Genomic DNA, 18,761 nt, shown 5'->3' with positions numbered 1-18,761 from the left:
CCCCGCGCATTCTCCCGCTACGGTGAGCCGGTGCGAGCCGGATTCGCGTGAGCGAAGACGAACCATGCGCAGCTGGCGGAATATCTCCAGCCCGCCCCGCCACCCGCCCGCCTAGGGTGGAAGCGTGGCGAAGAGCATCTACATCACGTCAGCCGAGGGGCACACCGGCAAGTCCGCGATCGCGCTGGGCGTGCTGGACCTTCTCACCCGCACGACGGCTCGCGTGGGGGTGTTCCGGCCGATCACGCGCTCACGCGAGGAGATCGACAGCGTCCTGGCCATGCTGCTCGAGCACGACGGCGTCGACCTGGACGCGGCGGCGGCCACCGGCGTGACCTACGACGAGGTGCGCGCGGATCCGGAAGCCGCCCTGTCGCAGATCGTCGAGCGGTTCAACGCGGTGAGGTCCCAGTGCGAGACGGTCGTGATCATCGGCAGCGACTACACGGATGTCGCGAGCCCCACCGAGCTCGGCTTCAACGCGCGCATCGCGGCGAACCTCGGCGCTCCGGTCCTCCTCGTGCTCGGCGGACGCGCCCAGCTGGGGCAGGGGGAGCAGCTGGGCACCACGACGGCGCGCACCGCCGCGGAGATCGCCGCCACCGCGGATATCGCGATGACGGAGCTCCGCCACAGCCGGGCCCAGCTGCTGGCGGCGATCGTGAACCGCGCCGATCCGACGCAGTCCGACGCGATCATCGACGCGGTCTCTGCGGCGATCGTCGCCGATGGTGCCGCACCCGGAACGCCCGTGTGGGCGATCCCTGAGGACCGTTCGCTGGTGGCCCCGTCCGTGCGCGGAATCATGCAGGCGGTGGACGGACGGCTCATCCAGGGGGATCCCGAGCTGATGACCCGCGAGGTGCTCTCGGTGGTCGTCGCCGGCATGTCGATGGTCAACGTGCTGCCACGGCTACAGCAGGACGCGATGGTGGTGATCGCCGCGGATCGCACCGACGTGCTGCTGGCGACGCTGCTGGCCAACGCCTCCGGGACTTTCCCCTCGGTGTCCGGCATCCTCCTCAACGGGCCGTTCCCGCTCCCGGAGGAGATCACCCGGCTCCTGGACGGCCTGTCCTCGTCGCTTCCCGTGATCGCGACGGACCTGGGAACCTACGACACGGCCTTGCGGGTCATGCGCACCCGAGGACGACTCGCCTCCGACTCGCGCCGACGCATCGACACGGCGCTGACCCTGTTCGACACGAGCGTCGACACCGACGTACTCGCCCAGGCCCTCGGCGTGGCGAGCACCGATGTGGTCACCCCGCTGATGTTCCAGTACGCGCTCGTGGAGCGGGCGCGCGCCGACCGACGGCACATCGTCCTCCCGGAGGGCGACGATGATCGCATCCTGCGCGCTGCAGCCACCCTTGAGGCACGAGGCGTCGCGGAGCTGACGATCCTCGGCGACGAGCAGGCGGTGCGTGCGCGCGCGGTGGAACTCGGCGTGGACCTCGGCGGCGCCCACATCCTCAGCCCCTTCGATCCCGAGCTCGTGAAGACCTTCGCCGCTGAGTACACGCGTCTGCGAGCGCACAAGGGCATGACGCTCGAACGAGCCGCCGACACCGTGACAGACGTGTCCTACTTCGGCACGATGATGGTGCACCTGGGGCTCGCGGACGGCATGGTCTCCGGCGCCGCGCACACCACCGCACACACGATCCGTCCGGCCTTCGAGATCATCAAGACCCGTCCGGGGACGTCCGTGGTCTCCAGCGTGTTCCTGATGGCTCTCGCGGACCGCGTCCTGGTCTACGGCGACTGCGCCGTGATCCCGGATCCCACGAGTGAGCAGCTCGCGGACATCGCGATCTCCTCGGCCGCCACCGCCACCCAGTTCGGCATCTCGCCTCGTGTGGCGATGCTCTCCTACTCCACGGGGGAGTCCGGATCCGGCGCGGACGTCGACAAGGTGCGCGCGGCGACCGCCCTGGTTCGCGAACGTGCACCCGAGCTGCTGGTCGAGGGCCCGATCCAGTACGACGCGGCGGCGGACGCTGCTGTCGCGGCCGCGAAGATGCCCGGATCCGAGGTGGCCGGACGCGCCACGGTGTTCATCTTCCCGGACCTCAATACCGGCAACAACACCTACAAGGCGGTGCAGCGCTCCGCGGGGGCGGTGGCGATGGGACCCGTGCTCCAGGGCCTCAACCGCCCGATCAACGACCTGTCCCGGGGCGCCCTCGTCGAGGACATCATCAACACGGTGGCCATCACGGCCATCCAGGCGCAGGGGGTCTGACGTGAGCGCAGTGCTGGTGATCAACAGCGGATCCAGCTCGTTCAAGTACGAGTTGCTGGAGATGGAGGGTGAGCGCGTTCTGGCGAGCGGTCTCGTCGAGCGCATCGGCGAGTCGAGTGGTGCGATCCATCACACCGTGTATGCGCCCGCCGGTGGCGTCCAGGTGGCGATGCACAAGGCCACGTACGACCGCGATGTCCGCATCCCCGACCACACCACCGGGTTCGCCCTCATGCTGGAGGCCTTCGACGAGCACGGCCCGCAGCTGACGGACTCCCCGCCGATCGCCGTGGGACACAGGGTGGTCCATGGTGGGGCGCGATTCTTCGAGCCCACGCTCATCACGCCCCTGGTCGAGATCAACATCGACGATCTGTCCACGCTCGCACCCCTGCACAACCCGGGCGCGGTGGAGGGCATCATCGCCGCGAAGAAGGCTTTCGCCGACGTGCCGCACGTCGCGGTGTTCGACACCGCCTTCCACCAGACGCTGAAGCCGGCGGCCTTCACGTACGCCATCGACGCGGATGTGGCGCACCGCCACCGCATCCGCCGCTACGGATTCCACGGCACCAGCCACAAGTACGTGAGCGAAACGGCCGCGGCCTTCCTCGGGCGCGACAACGCCGAACTGAGGCAGATCGTCTTCCACCTGGGAAACGGGGCCTCGGTCACGGCGATCGACGGCGGGCGCAGCGTCGACACCTCGATGGGTTTCACCCCGCTGGAGGGCCTGGTGATGGGAACGCGCTCGGGCGACCTCGACCCGGCCGTGCTCTTCCAGCTGGCGCGACGGGCCGAGATGAGCACGGACGAGCTGGATCGCCTGCTGAACAAGCAATCGGGACTGCTCGGCCTCGCGGGGGTCTCCGACATGCGTGACGTGCTCGAGGGGCGGGAACGCGGCGACGAGCGCGCCGCACTCGCCTTCGACGTCTACATCCATCGCCTCAAGCACTACCTCGGCGCCTATCTCGCGGTGCTCGGGGGAGTGGACGTGATCTCCTTCACCGCGGGCGTGGGGGAGAACGCGGCGGCGGTGCGCGCCGCGGCCCTCGCCGGAGCGGAGTGGGCGGGCATCGAACTGGATGCGCAACGCAACGCCACCCGCTCGGGCGGACCCCGCGTGATCTCCACCGACACGTCCCGCGTGACGGTGCTCGTGGTGCCCACGAATGAGGAGCTGGAGATCGCGCGCCAGACGCTGCAGGCCATCGCGGTCTGAGGCGCACACGACTGCCTCGTCGCGTGTGCCATGGAACGGTTCCACACCATACTCTGGGCCGAGTGCGCGCAGGGTGCGCGTGATCCCGTCCGATTCGGAGGAGCAGTGGCCGAACTGCCCACTGGTGCAGCTGTTGATCTGACCGCCTATGACGCTGTGCTGTTCGACCTCGACGGGGTGCTCACACCCACGGCCGAGGTGCACATGCACGCGTGGCAGAGCATGTTCGACACCCTCTTCGAGGAGTGGGACATCACGCCGCCGTACACGTCCGAGGACTACTTCCAGTACGTCGACGGCAAGAAGCGGTACGACGGCGTCGCCTCGCTGCTGCGTTCCCGTGACGTCGAAGTCCCGTGGGGCGATCCGTCCGACCCGGTGACCGCCGACACCGTGTGCGGCATCGGGAACCGCAAGAACGTGGTCTTCACGCGCGTTCTGCGCGAGGAGGGCATCACGCCGTACGCCGGGTCGCTCGCCCTCATCGACGCCCTGGTCGCTCGTGGAGTCCCGCTCGCGGTGGTCTCCAGCTCCAAGAACGCCGTCGAGGTCCTCGACGCGGCCGGCATCGCCGATCGTTTCACCGCCGTGGTGGACGGTGTGGTCGCCGAGCGCGACGGACTGCCCTCCAAGCCGGCACCCGACGTCTTCCTGCGCGGTGCCGCCGACCTCGGAGTGGCTCCCTCTCGCGCCGTCGCGGTGGAGGACGCCATCAGCGGCGTCGAGTCCGCTGCAGCGGGCGGTTTCGCGCTCGTGATCGGCGTCGACCGCGGCGTGGGAGCGGACGCGCTGCGCGCCGCGGGTGCGCACGTCGTGGTCGGCGACCTGGCCGACCTCCTCCCCTGAACCTCATCCTTTCCTGCCCACCCGATCCCTCTCGTTCCTGAAAGCAGACATGCTCGATCGCGATCGCTTCCCCGTCGACCCCTGGCGTCTCGTTGAGAGCCGTGTGAGTGCGGACGACAAGGGCCTCACCGAGACCCTCTTCTCCGTCGGCAACGGCTACCTCGGCCTGCGCGGAAACCACCCGGAAGGACGTGACGCGCATGAGCACGGCACGTTCGTCAACGGCTTCCACGAGACCTGGCCCATCCGTCACGCCGAGCAGGCGTATGGCTTCGCCGAGGTCGGCCAGACCATCGTCAACGCCCCTGACGCGAAGATCATGCGCGTCTACGTCGACGACGAACCGCTGGTGCTGGAGACCTCGGAACTGCTGGAATACCGCCGCGAGCTCGACATGCAGGCCGGCGTACTGCGTCGGCACCTGCTCTGGCGCACGCCGTCGGGAAAGAAGGTGCGCGTCAACCTGGAGCGCCTGGTCTCCTTCACCGACCGCCACCTCACGCTGCAGCGGCTGTCCGTGAGCGTCGACACCGACGCGCCTGTCGCCATCAGCAGCCAGATCGTCAACCGCCAGGACGGCGAGGACGTCTTCGGCGGTGCAGCTCCGGCTCGCGGCCACGGCACCGCCAAGTTCGACCCGCGCAAGACCGAGCGCATCAGCAACCGCGTGCTGCAGCCGCAGGAGTTCTGGGAGGACGGCGACCGCTCCGCGCTGTCGTACCGGGTCACCAACTCCGGGATGACGCTCGCTGTCGTTGCCGATCACGAGATCGCCACGGCCAACGACTACAACACCCGCAGCCTCATCGAGGGTGACATCGCCAAGACGGTGTACCGGGTGCAGGCGCGCGCCGGTGTGCCCATCACGGTGACGAAGACCGTTGCATACCACTCCTCGGAGGTGGCCCCGGCTCGCGAGCTGGTGGATCGCGGCCGGCGGACCCTGGACCGGGTGCGCGCTGCCGGGGCGGACGCCGTCTTCGCCGCACAGCACGAGTTCCTCGACGCGTTCTGGAAGCGCTCCGATGTTCTGATCTCGGGCGATGACGCCGTCCAGCAGGCTGTGCGCTGGGATCTCTTCCAGCTGGCGCAGGCATCTGCGCGCGCCGACGCTCAGGGCGTTCCCGCGAAGGGGCTCACCGGCTCCGGATACAGCGGGCACTACTTCTGGGACACCGAGGTCTACGTCCTTCCGTTCCTCACCTACACGTCACCGGACTGGGCTCGCAACGCTCTGCGCATGCGCGCGATGATGCTCCCCGCCGCGCGCCGTCGTGCCGCGGCACTGAACGAGGCCGGCGCCCTGTTCCCGTGGCGCACCATCAACGGCGAGGAGGCCTCGGCCTACTACGCCGCCGGCACCGCGCAGTACCACATCAACGCCGACATCGCCTTCGCCGTGGCCAAGTACGTGCGCGCGACCGGCGACGTCGACTTCCTCCACCGCGAGGGATCCGACATCGTCGTGGAGACGGCGCGCATGTGGTCGACGCTCGGGTTCTGGCGCGAGAACGGTGATCACACCTTCCACATCCACGGTGTGACCGGGCCGGACGAGTACACCACGGTCGTCAACGACAACCTGTTCACGAACGTGATGGCCCGCTTCAACCTCGCCTACGCGGCCAGCGTCGTGCGGGACATGGCGGAGCACGCGCCGGAGGCGTATCGCGCGCTCGCTGATCGCGTCGGACTCGAATCCGGCGAGGCCGATGCCTGGCAGTCCGCCGCGGACGCCATGCACATCCCGTTCAACGAGCACCTGGGCATCCACCCGCAGGACGCGCTGTTCCTGGATCGCGAGGTGTGGGACCTCGACAACACGCCCGCTTCGCAGCGCCCGCTGCTGCTGCACTTCCACCCGCTGGTGATCTACCGCTTCCAGGTGCTGAAGCAGGCCGACGTCGTGCTGGCGCTGTTCCTGCAGGGGGACCAGTTCTCGGCGACGCAGAAGCTCGCGGACTTCGACTACTACGACCCGCTGACGACGGGGGACTCCACCCTCTCCGCCGTGGTGCAGTCGATCCTCGCGGCGGAGGTCGGCTATCGCGACCTGGCGATGGAGTACTTCATGCACGCCCTCAACGTGGACCTCGCCGACCTGCACCACAACACGGCGGACGGCGCCCACATCGCGTCGGCCGGTGGCGTGTGGACCGCCCTGGTATCGGGCTTCGGCGGCATGCGCGACTACGACGGGAAGCTGTCGTTCGATCCGCGCCTGCCGGCGGCGTGGCCCGAGCTGGCCTTCCCGCTGGAGTGGCACGGATCACAGCTTCGCGTGTCGGTCACGGCGACCGAACTGCGAGTGAGCGTCGAATCCGGCGACGCGGTGGACTTCACCGTCCGCGGGGCTGCGCACTCCGCAGCGCCGGGGGCCGACGCCGTCGTGGCGCTGGCCGACCATGGGCCGGTGCTGGAGGGCCGTCCGACGGTGAGCGACGTCGCGCGCGGGCGCCGCGAGGATGGCAGCTACATCACGGCGAGCATCCCCCCGACCGGAACCATCGACGTCGCCGCGGAGTAAGCGGAGATACGGCCAGGGGCGGACGGGGAGACCCGGTCCGCCCCTGGCCGTATCTCGCTCAGGCCCGCGACTTGCGATAGCCCGCTCGTACGGCATCGGCCTCGGTGCGGAAGCAGTCCTCTGGCTTGGTGGCGTTGTAGTAGCGTCCGCCAGGCATGTGGTAGATCCCGGAGTCAGCGTTGCCCTTGATCGGGGCCCATGAAGGGCATGAGGTCGCGCCCTTCGGCGGCGTGAAGCGGCCGGGGTAGTTCACCGCGGCGGTGGGGGTGGAAGACCGGGTGAGCGTGGGAAAGCCCGCCTGCGAGCCGGTCACGGAGACGGTGATCTTCTTGCCATAGGCGCTCTCGGGAATGCGATACGTGGAGCCGGTGGCCCCGGCGATCTTCGAGCCGTTGGCGTACCACTGATAGGTGAACGTCGTTGCGCCGGCCCACCCACCGGTACGCGCCGTCAGAGTCTGTGCGACGGTGGCGCGGCCGCTGATGGTCGGCGCCGGTGCAGCGGCCACCCGGAGGGTCGCGGCGGAGACCGTGGTCACCGTCGTGTAGCCGGTCAGCGCGCCGGTGATGGCGACCGTGATCCGTTTGCCCGTATGTCCCGCCGCCAGTGTGAGCGTCGTCCCCGTCGCTCCCGGGATCGCGGTGCCATCGGCCTGCCACTGATACCGCAGGGAGGTCCCCTTCGTCCACGCTCCCGTGCTTGCGGTCAGGGCCGCACCGACCACGGCCGTGCCCGCGACCTTCGCGCTCGCGGTCGTGGGCAGCTTCGCGGTGGCTGATGACGGCAGAGACGCCGTCGCGTGCCCGGGCTTGGTGCCGGTCACCGTGACGGTCAGTCGCTTGCCCGCTTCGGAGCTGGTGGCGGTGAACTTCGCCGATGTCGCCCCGGCGATGGGCCTGCCATCCGCCTTCCACTGATAGCTGAAGGAGGTGCCGCCGGTCCATCCGCCGACCCGGGCTGTGACGGCGGATCCGACGGCGGCCGTGCCGCCGATCGTGGGAACGGCCGCAGACATGACCCGCAGCGTCGAGGCGGACACCCGGGTGACCGGGGTGTGCCCGGCGAGCGACCCCGTCACCCGCACGGATATCGCCTTCCCGCTGTGGGTGGCGGTCAGCGGGAGGGTGGCGGATGTCGCTCCCGTCAGCTCGGCGCCATCCGCCAGCCACTGGAACGCGAAGCGGGTGCCGGTGCTCCACCCGGTCGCGCTCGCCGTCAGCGTCGTGCCGGCGACGGCCGATCCCGTGATGCGCGGGGTCGTGGTGGTGGGTATCGGTGCCGGAGCCGCGGCGGCGGTCGGCTCGATGGCGGGCGAGAGCCTACCGGGTGTCGGGGTCGGCGAGGCTGTGAGGGTCGGCGATGGTGTGGATGTGGCGGTCGTTGTGGCTGTCTCAGGTGTGGGTGTGGGGGTGGGCACCGGAATCGGCGACCCGGCGCGCGGAGCTGCCGGCGGCACGCTTTCCGGAATCGACGGCGCAGACGTCGCGCTCACGAGCGAGCGCGGTTCGTCCGTGGGCTGCGGGCCCGGGGCGGACGACGGAGCCGAGTCCGGCACTGGGGCGGCCAACGCGGCGGGAGCGGGGGACAAGAGGGCAGCCACCACGAGGGCGGCGACCACGGAGGCCTGGGGGAGGTGAGAAGGACGACGCACGGTTGTCGGGCTGCTTTCGATCGCCGGTGGGGTGGCGGCGCTCCGGGGTGCCGCTCATTTTGTGAGAAGCCTCTCATAATGTGCGTCATGCAGGCGAGGGGTGCAGGTCGGCCCGCCGAACTCAATGTCGGTGCCCTCCCGTAGGCTGGAGGGGTGACCACAGCCCTCTACCGCCGCTACCGTCCGGAGACGTTCGCCGAGATGATCGGGCAGTCGCAGGTCACCGATCCGCTGATGACTGCACTGCGCGCCGATCGCATCGGGCACGCCTACCTGTTCTCGGGCCCGCGTGGGTGCGGAAAGACCACGTCAGCGCGCATTCTTGCGCGCTGCCTCAACTGTGCGGCCGGTCCCACGGACACCCCGTGCGGAACGTGCGACAGCTGCGTGGAACTGTCCCGGAGCGGCGGCGGATCCCTCGATGTGGTCGAGATCGACGCGGCCAGCCACAACGGCGTCGACGACGCGCGTGACCTGCGCGAGCGTGCCGTGTTCGCTCCCGCCCGCGACCGCTTCAAGATCTTCATCCTCGATGAGGCGCACATGGTCACGCAGCAGGGCTTCAACGCCATGCTGAAGCTGGTGGAGGAGCCTCCGCCCCATGTGAAGTTCATCTTCGCCACCACGGAACCGGAGAAGGTGCTCGGCACCATCCGCTCCCGCACGCACCACTATCCGTTCCGCCTGGTGCCCCCGGCGGCGATGCTCGACTACGTCGGCACCCTGTGCGCGCAAGAGGGCGTGTCCGTGGAGCCCGGTGTGCTGCCGCTGGTGGTCCGTGCCGGCGGCGGATCACCACGGGACACCCTGTCGTTGCTCGACCAGCTCATCGCAGGATCCGAGAACGACAACGTGTCCTATGAGCGGGCCGTCGCCCTTCTCGGATACACGCACAGCGAGCTGCTAGATGCCGTGGTTGACGCCTTCGCCGCAGACGACGCCGCAGCAGCCTTCGCCGCGGTGGACCGCGTGGTCCAGACCGGCCAGGACCCGCGCCGTTTCGTGGATGATCTCCTGGAGCGACTCCGCGACCTCATCATCATCGCGGCGGCGGGTGCCGGAGCCACCGCCGTGCTTCGCGGGGTGCCCGCGGACGAACTGGAGCACATGGCCCGGCAGGCGGCCGCCACCGGCGGAGCCCGCCTGTCGCGAACGGCAGACCTTGTCTCTGCGGCCCTGGACGACATGACCGGCGCCACCTCGCCGCGCCTTCATCTGGAACTCCTCGTGGCCCGCGTGCTCGCCGGCACAGGTGCCATCGACGGGGCGGTTCCCGTGGCGCCGGGCGCACTCGCAGCAGGCGCTGCGGCAGGTGCGCCTGCGGCAGATGCAGCTGCCGCTGGTGCACGTGCGGCGGCGGCGAACGGCTCAGCTCCCGTGACCTCCGCACCGGCGTCAGGTGGTTCCGCGGGGGCTGCACCCGCGGCGGCTGCGGCTGCGGCGGGGGCACCCGGGGGTGCTGCGCCGAGTGCAGCGCCCGGCTCTCCCGCCCCCACAGGGGCCGCGTCCACGTCCGTCCCCTCCGACGCGACGCCCGCGCAGGGAGGTCCGGAGGCCGTGACGGCGCCCACCGCTGGGGAGTCCGTCCCGGTCGAGACCGCCGAGGGCGACCACTCAGCAGGCGACGACGTCCGCGCTGCTTCGGCCGATGTCTTGGACGCCAGCTCTGCCGGTACATCCGGCGCCGGACCGGCGGATGCCGCGATGGATGAGCCGTCGGACGCGATCGACGACGAGGGCGCCCCGGGCGATACACCGATGTTCGCGGTGGAGGAGGCTCCGGCAGCTGAACCCGATGCAACCGAGGATCCGGCGACGCCGGTATCGCCCGAGCGGCCGGGTGCCGCCACGGCCCCTGACGCCACGGCGGCCGCTGAGGCCGAGGACCGGACGGACGTCTCCGTCACCGCTGACGTCGAGACCCCGGCTGATGTCTCGTCTCCGGCTGATGTGTTGTCCACCGCCGATGCGGCACGGCCCGAATCCGCTCCGGCGGCCGCGCCCGTCACGACGGACTCCGTTCTCGCGTCGGCCGTCTCGTCCGAAACCGCCGATGCACCGGCTGCGCCGGCTGCGGGAGCCCGGACTGCTGGCGCCGCCCCGTCGGATGCGACTGCCCCGTCGGATGCGACTGCCCCGTCGGATGCGACTGCCCCATCGGGTACGGCTGCACCGTCGGATACGACTGCCCTGTCGGGTACGGCTGCCCCATCGGGTACGGCTGCCCCATCGGATGCGTCCGCGCCGACCGCTGCTGCCGATGCGTCGGCCGAAGCGGACGCGCCGATCACCGCCCAGCGTATGAAGGATGTCTGGCCCGAGGTGCTCCAGCGCCTGGAGGCGATCAATCGCGCGTCGTGGCTGGTGGCCAGCGATGCCCGCGTGCTGGCGTTCGAGGGTGATGTCCTCACCCTGGGCTTCCAGAGCCAGGCAGATGTTGCCGCCTTCAAGAAGCTGAACGCCGGCGCGGGCCCGAGCGAGGATCTCCGGGCCGCGATCATCGACGTGCTCGGCGTGCGGGTGAAGTACCTCGCGCGCCACGACCGCGCCGCGGCGCCCCTTCCGGGCGCTCCGGAAGCTCCGGGACCCGGATGGCGGACCGATGCGCCTGCACCCTCGATGCCCGCTGATGACGGCTGGTACCCGTCTGATGAGGCGCCGCCCGAGGAGGACGAAGCACCGGAAGACAGCGGACGACGCCCCGCACCTCGTTCCCCGCAGGGGTCGAACGCGGGCGCTCCGACCGCGGCGTCGTCGGCTGGGCGCGCCCCGCGGTCGGCCCCCGCCGCCGCTGCGCCGGTCACGGACTGGGCCGTGGCCGCGATCCCGGGTGGTTCCACGCCCCTCTCCGTCGCCGCCCCGGCGGAACCGGCGCCGGCGAGCCCGGAACCGGAGCCCGACCCCGAACCTGACCCTGTCGAGGCCGAGCAACGACCCACCGTCTCGTCTCGCTCCATTGACATCGGTGACGGCCGCCAGCGCTACGGCGAAGCGGTCGTGCGACAGGTGCTCGGCGCCACCTTCGTCCGTGAGGAACCCTACGAGCCGCCCACGAGGTTCGCCTGATGTACGACGGAATCGTTCAAGAGCTGATCGACGAGTTCGGCCGCCTGCCCGGAATCGGGCCCAAGTCCGCGCAGCGGATCACCTTCCACATCCTGCAGACGCCGAGCTTCGACGTGTCCCGGTTGTCCGCACTCCTCGTCGACATCCGGGAGAAGGTGCGCTTCTGCGAGGTGTGCGGCAACGTCTCGGAGCAGGAGCGATGCGCTATCTGCCGGGACCCGCGCCGCGACCCGAGCCTCATCTGCGTCGTGGAGGATGCGAAGGACGTCGCTGCCATCGAGCGCACCCGCGAATACCGCGGCCTCTACCAGGTGCTCGGCGGCGCGATCAGCCCGATCGCCGGTGTCGGCCCGGATGATCTGCGCATCTCCCAATTGCTGTCCCGCCTTGCTGACGGCACCGTGCAGGAGGTGATCATCGCCACCAACCCCAACTTGGAGGGCGAGGCCACCGCGGCCTACCTCAGCCGTCTGCTCACCACGATGCAGATCTCGGTCACCCGGCTCGCTTCGGGTCTTCCCGTGGGCGGCGATCTGGAGTACGCGGACGAGGTCACCCTCGGTCGGGCCTTCGAGGGGCGCCGTGCCGTCTGACGGCGCCGTCGCGCCGTCGAGGAGCGCGCGCCCATGACCGGGTTCACCCGCCGAGGTTGGCTGCTGTTCGCCGCGATGGGGCTGCTCTGGGGCATCCCGTACCTGCTCATCAAGATCGCCGTCGACTCGTTCTCACCGCCCGCGATCGTTGCGGGACGCACGCTCATCGGTGCGCTCCTGCTGTTGCCGTTCGCGATCCGTTCCGGGGCGTTGAAGCAGGCGGCGAAGAAGTGGCCCTGGGTGCTGGCGTTCGGTCTGATCGAGATGGCGGGCCCCTTCCTCCTGCTCGGCCATGCGGAACAGTCGCTGCCCTCGGGGCTCACCGGACTGCTCGTGGCCACCGTGCCGCTGTTCGCAACACTCATCGCCCTCGGCGGCGGCGACCGAGCGGCACTTCGCCCGGTGCGCATCCTCGGTCTCCTCCTCGGTCTCGGCGGCGTCGCGCTCATCGTGCTCGGTCCGGGGGTCGGGGTGACGGACGGGGCGCTCTTCGCGGTGGGCGAGGTGCTCCTCGTGGCGCTGCTCTACGCGATCGCCCCGTTCATCGTGGCGCGCAAGCTCGCCGATGTCCCCTCGATGGGCTCCATCTGCCTGGCTCTGCTCATCGTGGGCATCGGGTACCTGCCCGCTGCGATCCTCACGACACACACCGTCCCGACCGCGCCAAGCATCGTCAGCTTGGTCCTGCTCGGCGTACTGTGCACGGCGGTCGCCTTCCTGGTCTTCTTCGCGCTCATCGCCCAGGTCGGGCCCGTGAACGCGCCGCTGTTCACCTACATCAACCCGATCGTGGCGCTGGTGCTCGGCGTCATCGTCATGGGGGAGCACCTGGGCCCCGGCCTCCTCATCGGAGCACCGATCGTCCTCGTCGGCTGCTGGCTGGCCGCCACCGGCGGGCGTCTGCGCCCACGCCCGGTGACCCCCGAACCGGAAGACGCTACGCTCACGCCATGAAGCACAGCAGACATCTGGGCTCGCTCGCGTTTTGCGAGGACGGGGACGAATCCGTCGTGGACGCCGCCGTCGTCGTCGCTGAGCGCCCCGCGCCGGCGACTCTCGTGGTGGCAGATCCGGCCGCCTTCGACGAGGACGCCGTGGAGCGTCTGGATGACGTCCTCGATCGGCTGGACCTGCACGACGCCGGGGCGCGCGAGCGCATCGCCGCAGATCTCGGTGACGAGGGCACCGCAGCCGCCGGTTACTGGCGCTTCTTCCACGAGGAGGTGGAGGGGTGGCAGGACCGTACCCCCGGTGACTTCCTCGACGCCCTGGTCGTGATCCGCGTCGGCATCTTCCCGGACGGTGCCTGGGCGACGGATTCGACGCTCAGCATCGACTACGGCATCGAGGACCCGGAGACGGATCAGCTGCTGGTCGCGCGCTTCCCCGACGGCCGCACGCCGGTGATCAGCTGGGAGAGCTGACCGCGCGCTCTGCGTGACGAGAGGGCGTCACATGGCAGAAGCGGCATGCAACGCCTCGTAAACTGGTGATTCGGTGAGCAGATCGCTCAACATTCACAGGAGTTGCCCCATGGCGTTGATCGTGCAGAAGTACGGCGGATCCTCGGTCGCCGACGCGGAGAGCATCAAGCGGGTGGCCAAGCGGATCGTGGACACGCGTCGTGCCGGACACGATGTCGTGGTCGCCGTCAGCGCGATGGGCGACACCACCGATGAGCTCCTCGACCTCGCGAACGCTGTGGCCCCCATCGCCGCTCCGCGCGAACTCGACATGCTGCTGAGTTCGGGTGAGCGGATTTCGATGGCCCTGCTCGCCATGGCGATCCACTCGATGGGCTTCGAGGCACGTTCCTTCACGGGTAGCCAGGCTGGAATGATCACCGACGCCCACCACGGCGCCGCACGCATCGTCGACGTCACACCCGTGCGCCTGCGCGAGGCTCTGGACGAGGGCGCCATCGTCATCGTCGCCGGGTTCCAGGGCTTCAATCGCGACACCCGTGACATCACCACGCTGGGTCGCGGCGGATCCGACACCACCGCCGTCGCACTCGCCGCGGCGCTCGACGCCGATGTGTGCGAGATCTACAGTGACGTGGACGGCATCTTCACCGCCGACCCGCGTGTGGTCCCGCACGCCCGCAAGCTCGACACCGTCTCCAGCGAGGAGATGCTGGAGCTCGCCGCGAACGGCGCCAAGGTGCTGTACATCCGCGCCGTCGAGTATGCGCGCCGTCACGGCGTGCTGATCCACGCCCGATCCTCGTTCTCCTCGAACGAGGGAACCTACGTTCTTGGCGAGGGCATGAAGAGCCCGCGCGCTGCTGAGGGAGATGCAATGGAAGAGCCCGTCGTCGCCGGTGTCGCCACCGATCTGAGCCAGGCCAAGGTCACCGTGGTCGGTGTTCCCGACGTGCCAGGCAAGGCCGCTGACATCTTCACCATCGTCGCCAAGTCCGGCGCCAACGTCGACATGATCGTGCAGAACGTGTCGGCGGCCAGCACCGGTCGTACCGACATCTCGTTCACGCTCCCCAAGGCCGACGCAGCAACGGCGATCCGCGCGCTGCAGGGCGAGAAGGACGCTGTGGGCTTCGAGAACCTGCTGCACGACGACCAGATCGGCAAGCTCTCCGTGGTGGGAGCGGGCATGCGCGTCCACTCGGGCGTCTCCGCGACGCTCTTCGAGGCGCTGAGCAAGGCGGGCGTCAACATCGAGATGATCTCCACCAGCGAGATCCGCATCTCGGTGGTGCTGCGCGCCTCCGACATCGCCTCTGCCGCCGCGGCGGTGCACACCGCCTACGGACTGGACGCCGACGGCGAGGCCACGGTCTACGCCGGCACCGGTCGCTGACGACACCGTTCCCGAAGGTCCGGGCCCTCTGGGTGCTCGGACCTTCGTCGTTCACCGTTCCATGAATTGACATGGAACGGCGGGTCACTTTAGCTTCCCCAGCACCGACCGGCGACGGGCCGGTCTCGGAGGAGGAGGCAAAGATGCCGAACCGTTTTCCGCGGGTGATCGCGACGCTCGTCGCGACGACCGCCCTGGCGCTGGGGCTCAGCGTCGCAGCGCCCGCGACAGCGGCGCCGTTCGTCGGCGCCGTGCGCTCGTTCGACGGCGAGACCGTCGGCGCAGCGCCGACCGGCTGCACGGTCGTGGGGGACGTGACCGTTCAGCCTGCGGCCCTCGCCGGTGCGCCGGCGAGCAATCGCGCGGTGCGCCTGACCGACGCCAGCACATCGGCGCACACGCGCATGACGTGCACACATGCGGCGTCGGCGCAGAAGTCCGTGACCTTCCGGCTGCTCGCGGCGCAGATGGACACGGGGGCCATCGTCTCTCTCGGCACCTCCGCCACCGATGCCCTCGGCATGGTCTCGGCCGGCGGCGGCGTGGTGGCCACCGGCCACGAAGAACACGGGTTCCTGCGGGGCGCAGATGATCCGCGGGTGGGAGACATCGTGAGGATCCGGCCGAACCACGCGTGCGGTGCCGTGAACATGCACCACCGGATCGTCGTCACGGAGGACGACGTCGTCACCGGGCTGTGGCCGGTCCTCGCCCGGCACTGACCCCCGGCGACGACCACATTCCGAGAAGACGACCACCAGATTCAGAGAAGAGGAGAACGAAGATGAGCAGGACCAAGATCGTGACCGAGCAGGCACCCCCGCCCGCGGGGCCGTACTCGCAGGCCGTCGTGGCCGGGGACCTGGCGTTCCTCGCGGGCCAGGGTCCTTTCGACGAACACGGGCAGCGCGTCGGCGAGACGTTCGCCGATCAGGTGCACCGCACCTTCCAGAATCTGGAGACCGTGGCCCAGGCAGCCGGATCCTCCCTGCATCGCGCGGTGCGGATCGGTGTATACCTGCGCAATCTGGACGACTTCGCCGAGTTCAATGAGCTGGCGAAGGAGTACCTGATCGAGCCGTTTCCCGCGCGCACCACTATCGAGGCGGCCCTGCGCGGCTTCGACATCGAGATCGATGCTGTCGTCTCCGTGACGGGCTGAGCCGCATCACCCGCTCACGGGTGCGGGTGAACCGGTGTCGCCGCGATGTCACCCACCACGGTGGTCCACGGCTCGGCCGTCCAGGCCACGACGACGCCGGCGTGCACGTAGGGATCCGCCCTGGCGAAGCGGCGAGCGTCGTCGAGGGCGTTGTCGCCATGGAAGATGATGAGCCCCGTTGCGGGGACTTCGCCGACGGCGCCACCGACGAGCAGCTCTCCCCGTTGCGCCGCTTCCCAGGCGTAGGCCAGGTGAGCGGCCCGATGCGCTTCGCGGGAAGTGAGGTAGTCGTCGGCATACGTGTACTGGAGCACGGCGTGCATGGCTTGCCTTTCGTCGGCGGATCACCGGGTTTCGCGCCGGAGCGCGCGCGGTGATCTACTGGAGGTCATGGTGACCATTGTGCCCGCGGATCTGACCGACACCCGAGTGATCGCGTTCCTGGAGGAGCACCTGCGCGACCTGGAGCCGACCGCTCCGGAGGAGAGCCGACACGCGCTGGATCTCACCGGGCTGCAGGCTCCGGGCGTGCGTGTCTGGACGGCCGTGGACGAGGACGCCGTGGTCGGCACGGTCGCTCTTGCGGCCCTCGAAGAGGGCCACGAAGAGCTCAAGAGCATGCGCTCGGACCCTGCTCGCCGGGGGCAGGGCATCGGACGTGCTCTGCTGGAGTTCGCGCTGGACGATGCCCGCAGCCGCGGCGTCAGCACCGTGTCACTGGAGACGGGCAGCGACGACTTCTTCGTCGCCGCGCGTTCGATGTACCTGCGTGCCGGGTTCCTCGAGTGCGGTCCGTTCGGCAGCTACCGGGACGACCCGAACAGCGTCTACCTCACGCGCGAGATCTGAGGGGGAGTTTCGCCCCCGTCCGGGTGCCCGCCGCGGTGATCCGTGGATCTTGGGGCGTCGCGCAGCGTCCTAGCGCCGCCGGCGCAGCGCCTTCATGTCAGCTTTCGGGAGCCCCAGTGCTCGTAGCTCATCCCATCGAAGCGAGATCGTCTGCAGGCGCTCGACATTCAGCGTCTCTGCTCCCCTCGGGATTCTCTGCCGGAGGGAAAGGCCGGCTGTCACGGCGCCGGCGAGCGCTGCGACGAGTGTTGAGACGAGGGCGGCGATGGCGATGTTGGAGCCGTCACGAACGAGGTCGTTGAAGGACAGCTCGCCGCCCCGGAAGAGCCAGAAGTAGCCCAGCACGCCGGCCATGCCGAACGCCGCCAGGGCGATGACGCCGAAGATCACGGCGCGGCGCGCACGCCTGAGCCGCTCGTGTCGCACGATGAGACGCGATCCGCGCTCGGCTTCCGCTAGTTCCTGGGCCGGCTGTTGCAGGATCTCGACCGAAGGGTTGTGTCCGACGATCTCGGTGATCGTCGAGTTCACGATGTCGCCGCCCGCTGAGATGTCGCGCATCCATGCCTCATATCTGGTCGCCGTGTGCCCTGCGACGATAGTGGACCTGATGCGGCGTTGGTGCGACGAGGGGAGAGTTGTGGACAACGGGAGGGGTCGCGGGAGGGCGGAGGAGCACCTCTCGCCGGCGTCGCGTCCGTGGTCCCCGGGCGGACGTCGCCCAGGGACCACGTGGGTCAGCGCCAGCCGAGGGCGGGCGCGACGTCGCGGATGATCGACTCGATCACATGGGTGTTGTATGCGACGCCGAGCTGGTTGGGAACCGTGAGCAGGAGGGTGTCCGCGGCGGCGATCGCCTCGTCCTCTGCGAGCTCGGCGATCAGCGTCTCCGGCTCGGCCGCGTAGGAGCGACCAAAGATGGCCTGCCCCGAGTCGATGTAGCCGATCTGGTCGTGCTTCTCGCGGTTGAGGCCGAAGTAGCGGTGATCCTCCGGGGTGGTGAGCGCGAAGATGGAGCGGCTCACCGAGACGCGAGGCGTGCGCTCGTGCCCCGCCTCCTTCCACGCATCGCGGAAGAGCTCGATCTGACGGCGCTGCTGCACGTGGAACGGCTCGTCGGATTCGTGGTCCTTGAGGGTGGAGCTCATCAGGTTCATACCGGCGCGCGCGGCCCACTCCGCCGTGGCGTTGGAGCCGGCTCCCCACCAGATGCGATCGCGCAGACCCGGGGACTGGGGCTGGATACCCAGCGGGCCGCCGTGCGGGTTCGGGAACATCGGTCGGGGGTTCGGCTCGGCGAAGCGCGCGCCGTCGATCACCTGCAGGAACACCTCGGTGTTCTGGCGCGCGACGTCGGCCATCGTCATGCCCTCCGGGGCGCCGTAGCCGAAGTGCTTCCAGCCGTCGATGACCTGTTCGGGTGAGCCACGGCTCACGCCCAGCTGCAGTCGGCCGTCGGAGATGAGATCGGCCGCCGCTGCATCCTCCGCCATGTAGAGCGGGTTCTCGTACCGCATGTCGATCACGCCGGTTCCGATCTCGATGCTCGAGGTCTTCGCACCGATCGCGGCCAGCAGGGGGAACGGGGATCCCAGCTGCTGAGCGTAGTGGTGCACCCGGAAGTACGCACCGTCCGCGCCGATCTCCTCAGCCGCGACCGCGAGGTCGATCGACTGGTGCAGCACGTCGGAGGCTGATCGCGTGCCGGAGTCGGGATGGTCGGTCCAGTGCCCGAACGACAGGAATCCGATGTTCTTCATGGTCGATGCAACCG

At 69.5% G+C, this 18,761-nt stretch carries 17 protein-coding genes; 13 read left to right on the top strand and 4 right to left on the bottom strand.

Going from position 1 to position 18,761, the window contains the following annotated elements; all coding sequences use genetic code 11:
• The first annotated feature begins 124 nt into the window (after nucleotides 1-124).
• The 4 genes from pta to ACIQJ5_RS11645 all read left to right on the top strand — a co-directional run bounded on the left by pta (nucleotide 125) and on the right by ACIQJ5_RS11645 (nucleotide 6,846).
• Entirely contained in the window at nucleotides 125-2,248 is a 2,124-nt protein-coding gene (gene pta, locus ACIQJ5_RS11660; RefSeq protein ID WP_402844056.1) for a phosphate acetyltransferase, read from the top strand.
• A gap of 1 nt (nucleotide 2,249) precedes the next feature.
• Entirely contained in the window at nucleotides 2,250-3,473 is a 1,224-nt protein-coding gene (locus ACIQJ5_RS11655) for an acetate/propionate family kinase (protein ID WP_402844053.1), read from the top strand.
• Between the two features lie 105 nt (nucleotides 3,474-3,578).
• Entirely contained in the window at nucleotides 3,579-4,319 is a 741-nt protein-coding gene (locus ACIQJ5_RS11650; RefSeq protein WP_231091803.1) for an HAD family phosphatase, read from the top strand.
• A 49-nt stretch (nucleotides 4,320-4,368) separates the two neighbouring features.
• Nucleotides 4,369-6,846: a glycoside hydrolase family 65 protein gene (locus ACIQJ5_RS11645; protein WP_402844051.1), complete on the top strand. Its 2,478-nt coding sequence runs from the start codon at nucleotides 4,369-4,371 to the stop codon at nucleotides 6,844-6,846.
• 58 nt (nucleotides 6,847-6,904) lie between these two features.
• Here the strand turns inward: ACIQJ5_RS11645 and ACIQJ5_RS11640 are convergent, their stop codons facing one another.
• Nucleotides 6,905-7,861 carry a hypothetical protein gene (locus tag ACIQJ5_RS11640; protein WP_402844048.1) on the bottom strand — a complete coding sequence of 319 codons (957 nt, stop codon included), beginning with the start codon at nucleotides 7,859-7,861 and terminating at the stop codon, nucleotides 6,905-6,907.
• Here ACIQJ5_RS11640 and ACIQJ5_RS11635 point away from each other — a divergent pair.
• The 8 genes from ACIQJ5_RS11635 (at nucleotide 7,860) to ACIQJ5_RS11600 (ending at nucleotide 16,138) form a co-directional block, all read left to right on the top strand.
• Complete coding sequence (locus tag ACIQJ5_RS11635; RefSeq protein ID WP_402844046.1) at nucleotides 7,860-8,483, top strand: hypothetical protein; 624 nt, start codon at nucleotides 7,860-7,862, stop codon at nucleotides 8,481-8,483. The two genes, ACIQJ5_RS11640 and ACIQJ5_RS11635, sit on opposite strands and share 2 nt — an antisense overlap.
• 167 nt (nucleotides 8,484-8,650) lie before the next feature.
• Nucleotides 8,651-11,563: a DNA polymerase III subunit gamma and tau gene (locus ACIQJ5_RS11630; protein WP_402844044.1), complete on the top strand. Its 2,913-nt coding sequence runs from the start codon at nucleotides 8,651-8,653 to the stop codon at nucleotides 11,561-11,563.
• Nucleotides 11,563-12,156 (top strand): recombination mediator RecR, encoded by a 594-nt coding sequence (gene recR / locus ACIQJ5_RS11625; protein ID WP_231091808.1) that lies wholly within the window; start codon nucleotides 11,563-11,565, stop codon nucleotides 12,154-12,156. The genes ACIQJ5_RS11630 and recR overlap by 1 nt, the downstream gene beginning before the upstream one ends.
• Before the next feature lie 33 nt (nucleotides 12,157-12,189).
• Nucleotides 12,190-13,110 (top strand): DMT family transporter, encoded by a 921-nt coding sequence (locus ACIQJ5_RS11620; protein ID WP_402844040.1) that lies wholly within the window; start codon nucleotides 12,190-12,192, stop codon nucleotides 13,108-13,110.
• Nucleotides 13,107-13,580 (top strand): DUF2004 domain-containing protein, encoded by a 474-nt coding sequence (locus ACIQJ5_RS11615; protein WP_231091810.1) that lies wholly within the window; start codon nucleotides 13,107-13,109, stop codon nucleotides 13,578-13,580. The genes ACIQJ5_RS11620 and ACIQJ5_RS11615 overlap by 4 nt, the downstream gene beginning before the upstream one ends.
• 109 nt (nucleotides 13,581-13,689) lie before the next feature.
• On the top strand, nucleotides 13,690-14,976 hold the full coding sequence (locus ACIQJ5_RS11610; RefSeq protein ID WP_231091811.1) for an aspartate kinase: 1,287 nt from the start codon (nucleotides 13,690-13,692) through the stop codon (nucleotides 14,974-14,976).
• A 143-nt stretch (nucleotides 14,977-15,119) separates the two neighbouring features.
• Entirely contained in the window at nucleotides 15,120-15,698 is a 579-nt protein-coding gene (locus tag ACIQJ5_RS11605; RefSeq protein ID WP_402844036.1) for a hypothetical protein, read from the top strand.
• A gap of 62 nt (nucleotides 15,699-15,760) precedes the next feature.
• On the top strand, nucleotides 15,761-16,138 hold the full coding sequence (locus tag ACIQJ5_RS11600; RefSeq protein WP_231091826.1) for a RidA family protein: 378 nt from the start codon (nucleotides 15,761-15,763) through the stop codon (nucleotides 16,136-16,138).
• 14 nt (nucleotides 16,139-16,152) lie between these two features.
• Here the strand turns inward: ACIQJ5_RS11600 and ACIQJ5_RS11595 are convergent, their stop codons facing one another.
• A complete protein-coding gene (locus ACIQJ5_RS11595; RefSeq protein WP_402844033.1) occupies nucleotides 16,153-16,461 on the bottom strand; it encodes a YciI-like protein in 309 nt (102 codons plus the stop codon).
• A 67-nt stretch (nucleotides 16,462-16,528) separates the two neighbouring features.
• Here ACIQJ5_RS11595 and ACIQJ5_RS11590 point away from each other — a divergent pair, with 67 nt between their 5' ends.
• Nucleotides 16,529-16,987, top strand: a complete 459-nt coding sequence (locus ACIQJ5_RS11590; protein WP_402844030.1) for a GNAT family N-acetyltransferase — start codon at nucleotides 16,529-16,531, stop codon at nucleotides 16,985-16,987.
• A 69-nt stretch (nucleotides 16,988-17,056) separates the two neighbouring features.
• Here the strand turns inward: ACIQJ5_RS11590 and ACIQJ5_RS11585 are convergent, their stop codons facing one another.
• A complete protein-coding gene (locus tag ACIQJ5_RS11585; protein WP_402844027.1) occupies nucleotides 17,057-17,548 on the bottom strand; it encodes a hypothetical protein in 492 nt (163 codons plus the stop codon).
• Nucleotides 17,549-17,724: 176 nt separating this feature from the next.
• Nucleotides 17,725-18,747 (bottom strand): LLM class flavin-dependent oxidoreductase, encoded by a 1,023-nt coding sequence (locus ACIQJ5_RS11580; protein ID WP_402844024.1) that lies wholly within the window; start codon nucleotides 18,745-18,747, stop codon nucleotides 17,725-17,727.
• Nucleotides 18,748-18,761 lie beyond the last annotated feature (14 nt).

This window comes from Microbacterium sp. GXS0129, from assembly GCF_044769785.1.
GTDB lineage: Bacteria > Actinomycetota > Actinomycetes > Actinomycetales > Microbacteriaceae > Microbacterium > Microbacterium nymphoidis.
Note: the sequence above shows the minus strand (reverse complement) of the source record. Positions and strands in the feature narration are given on the sequence as shown.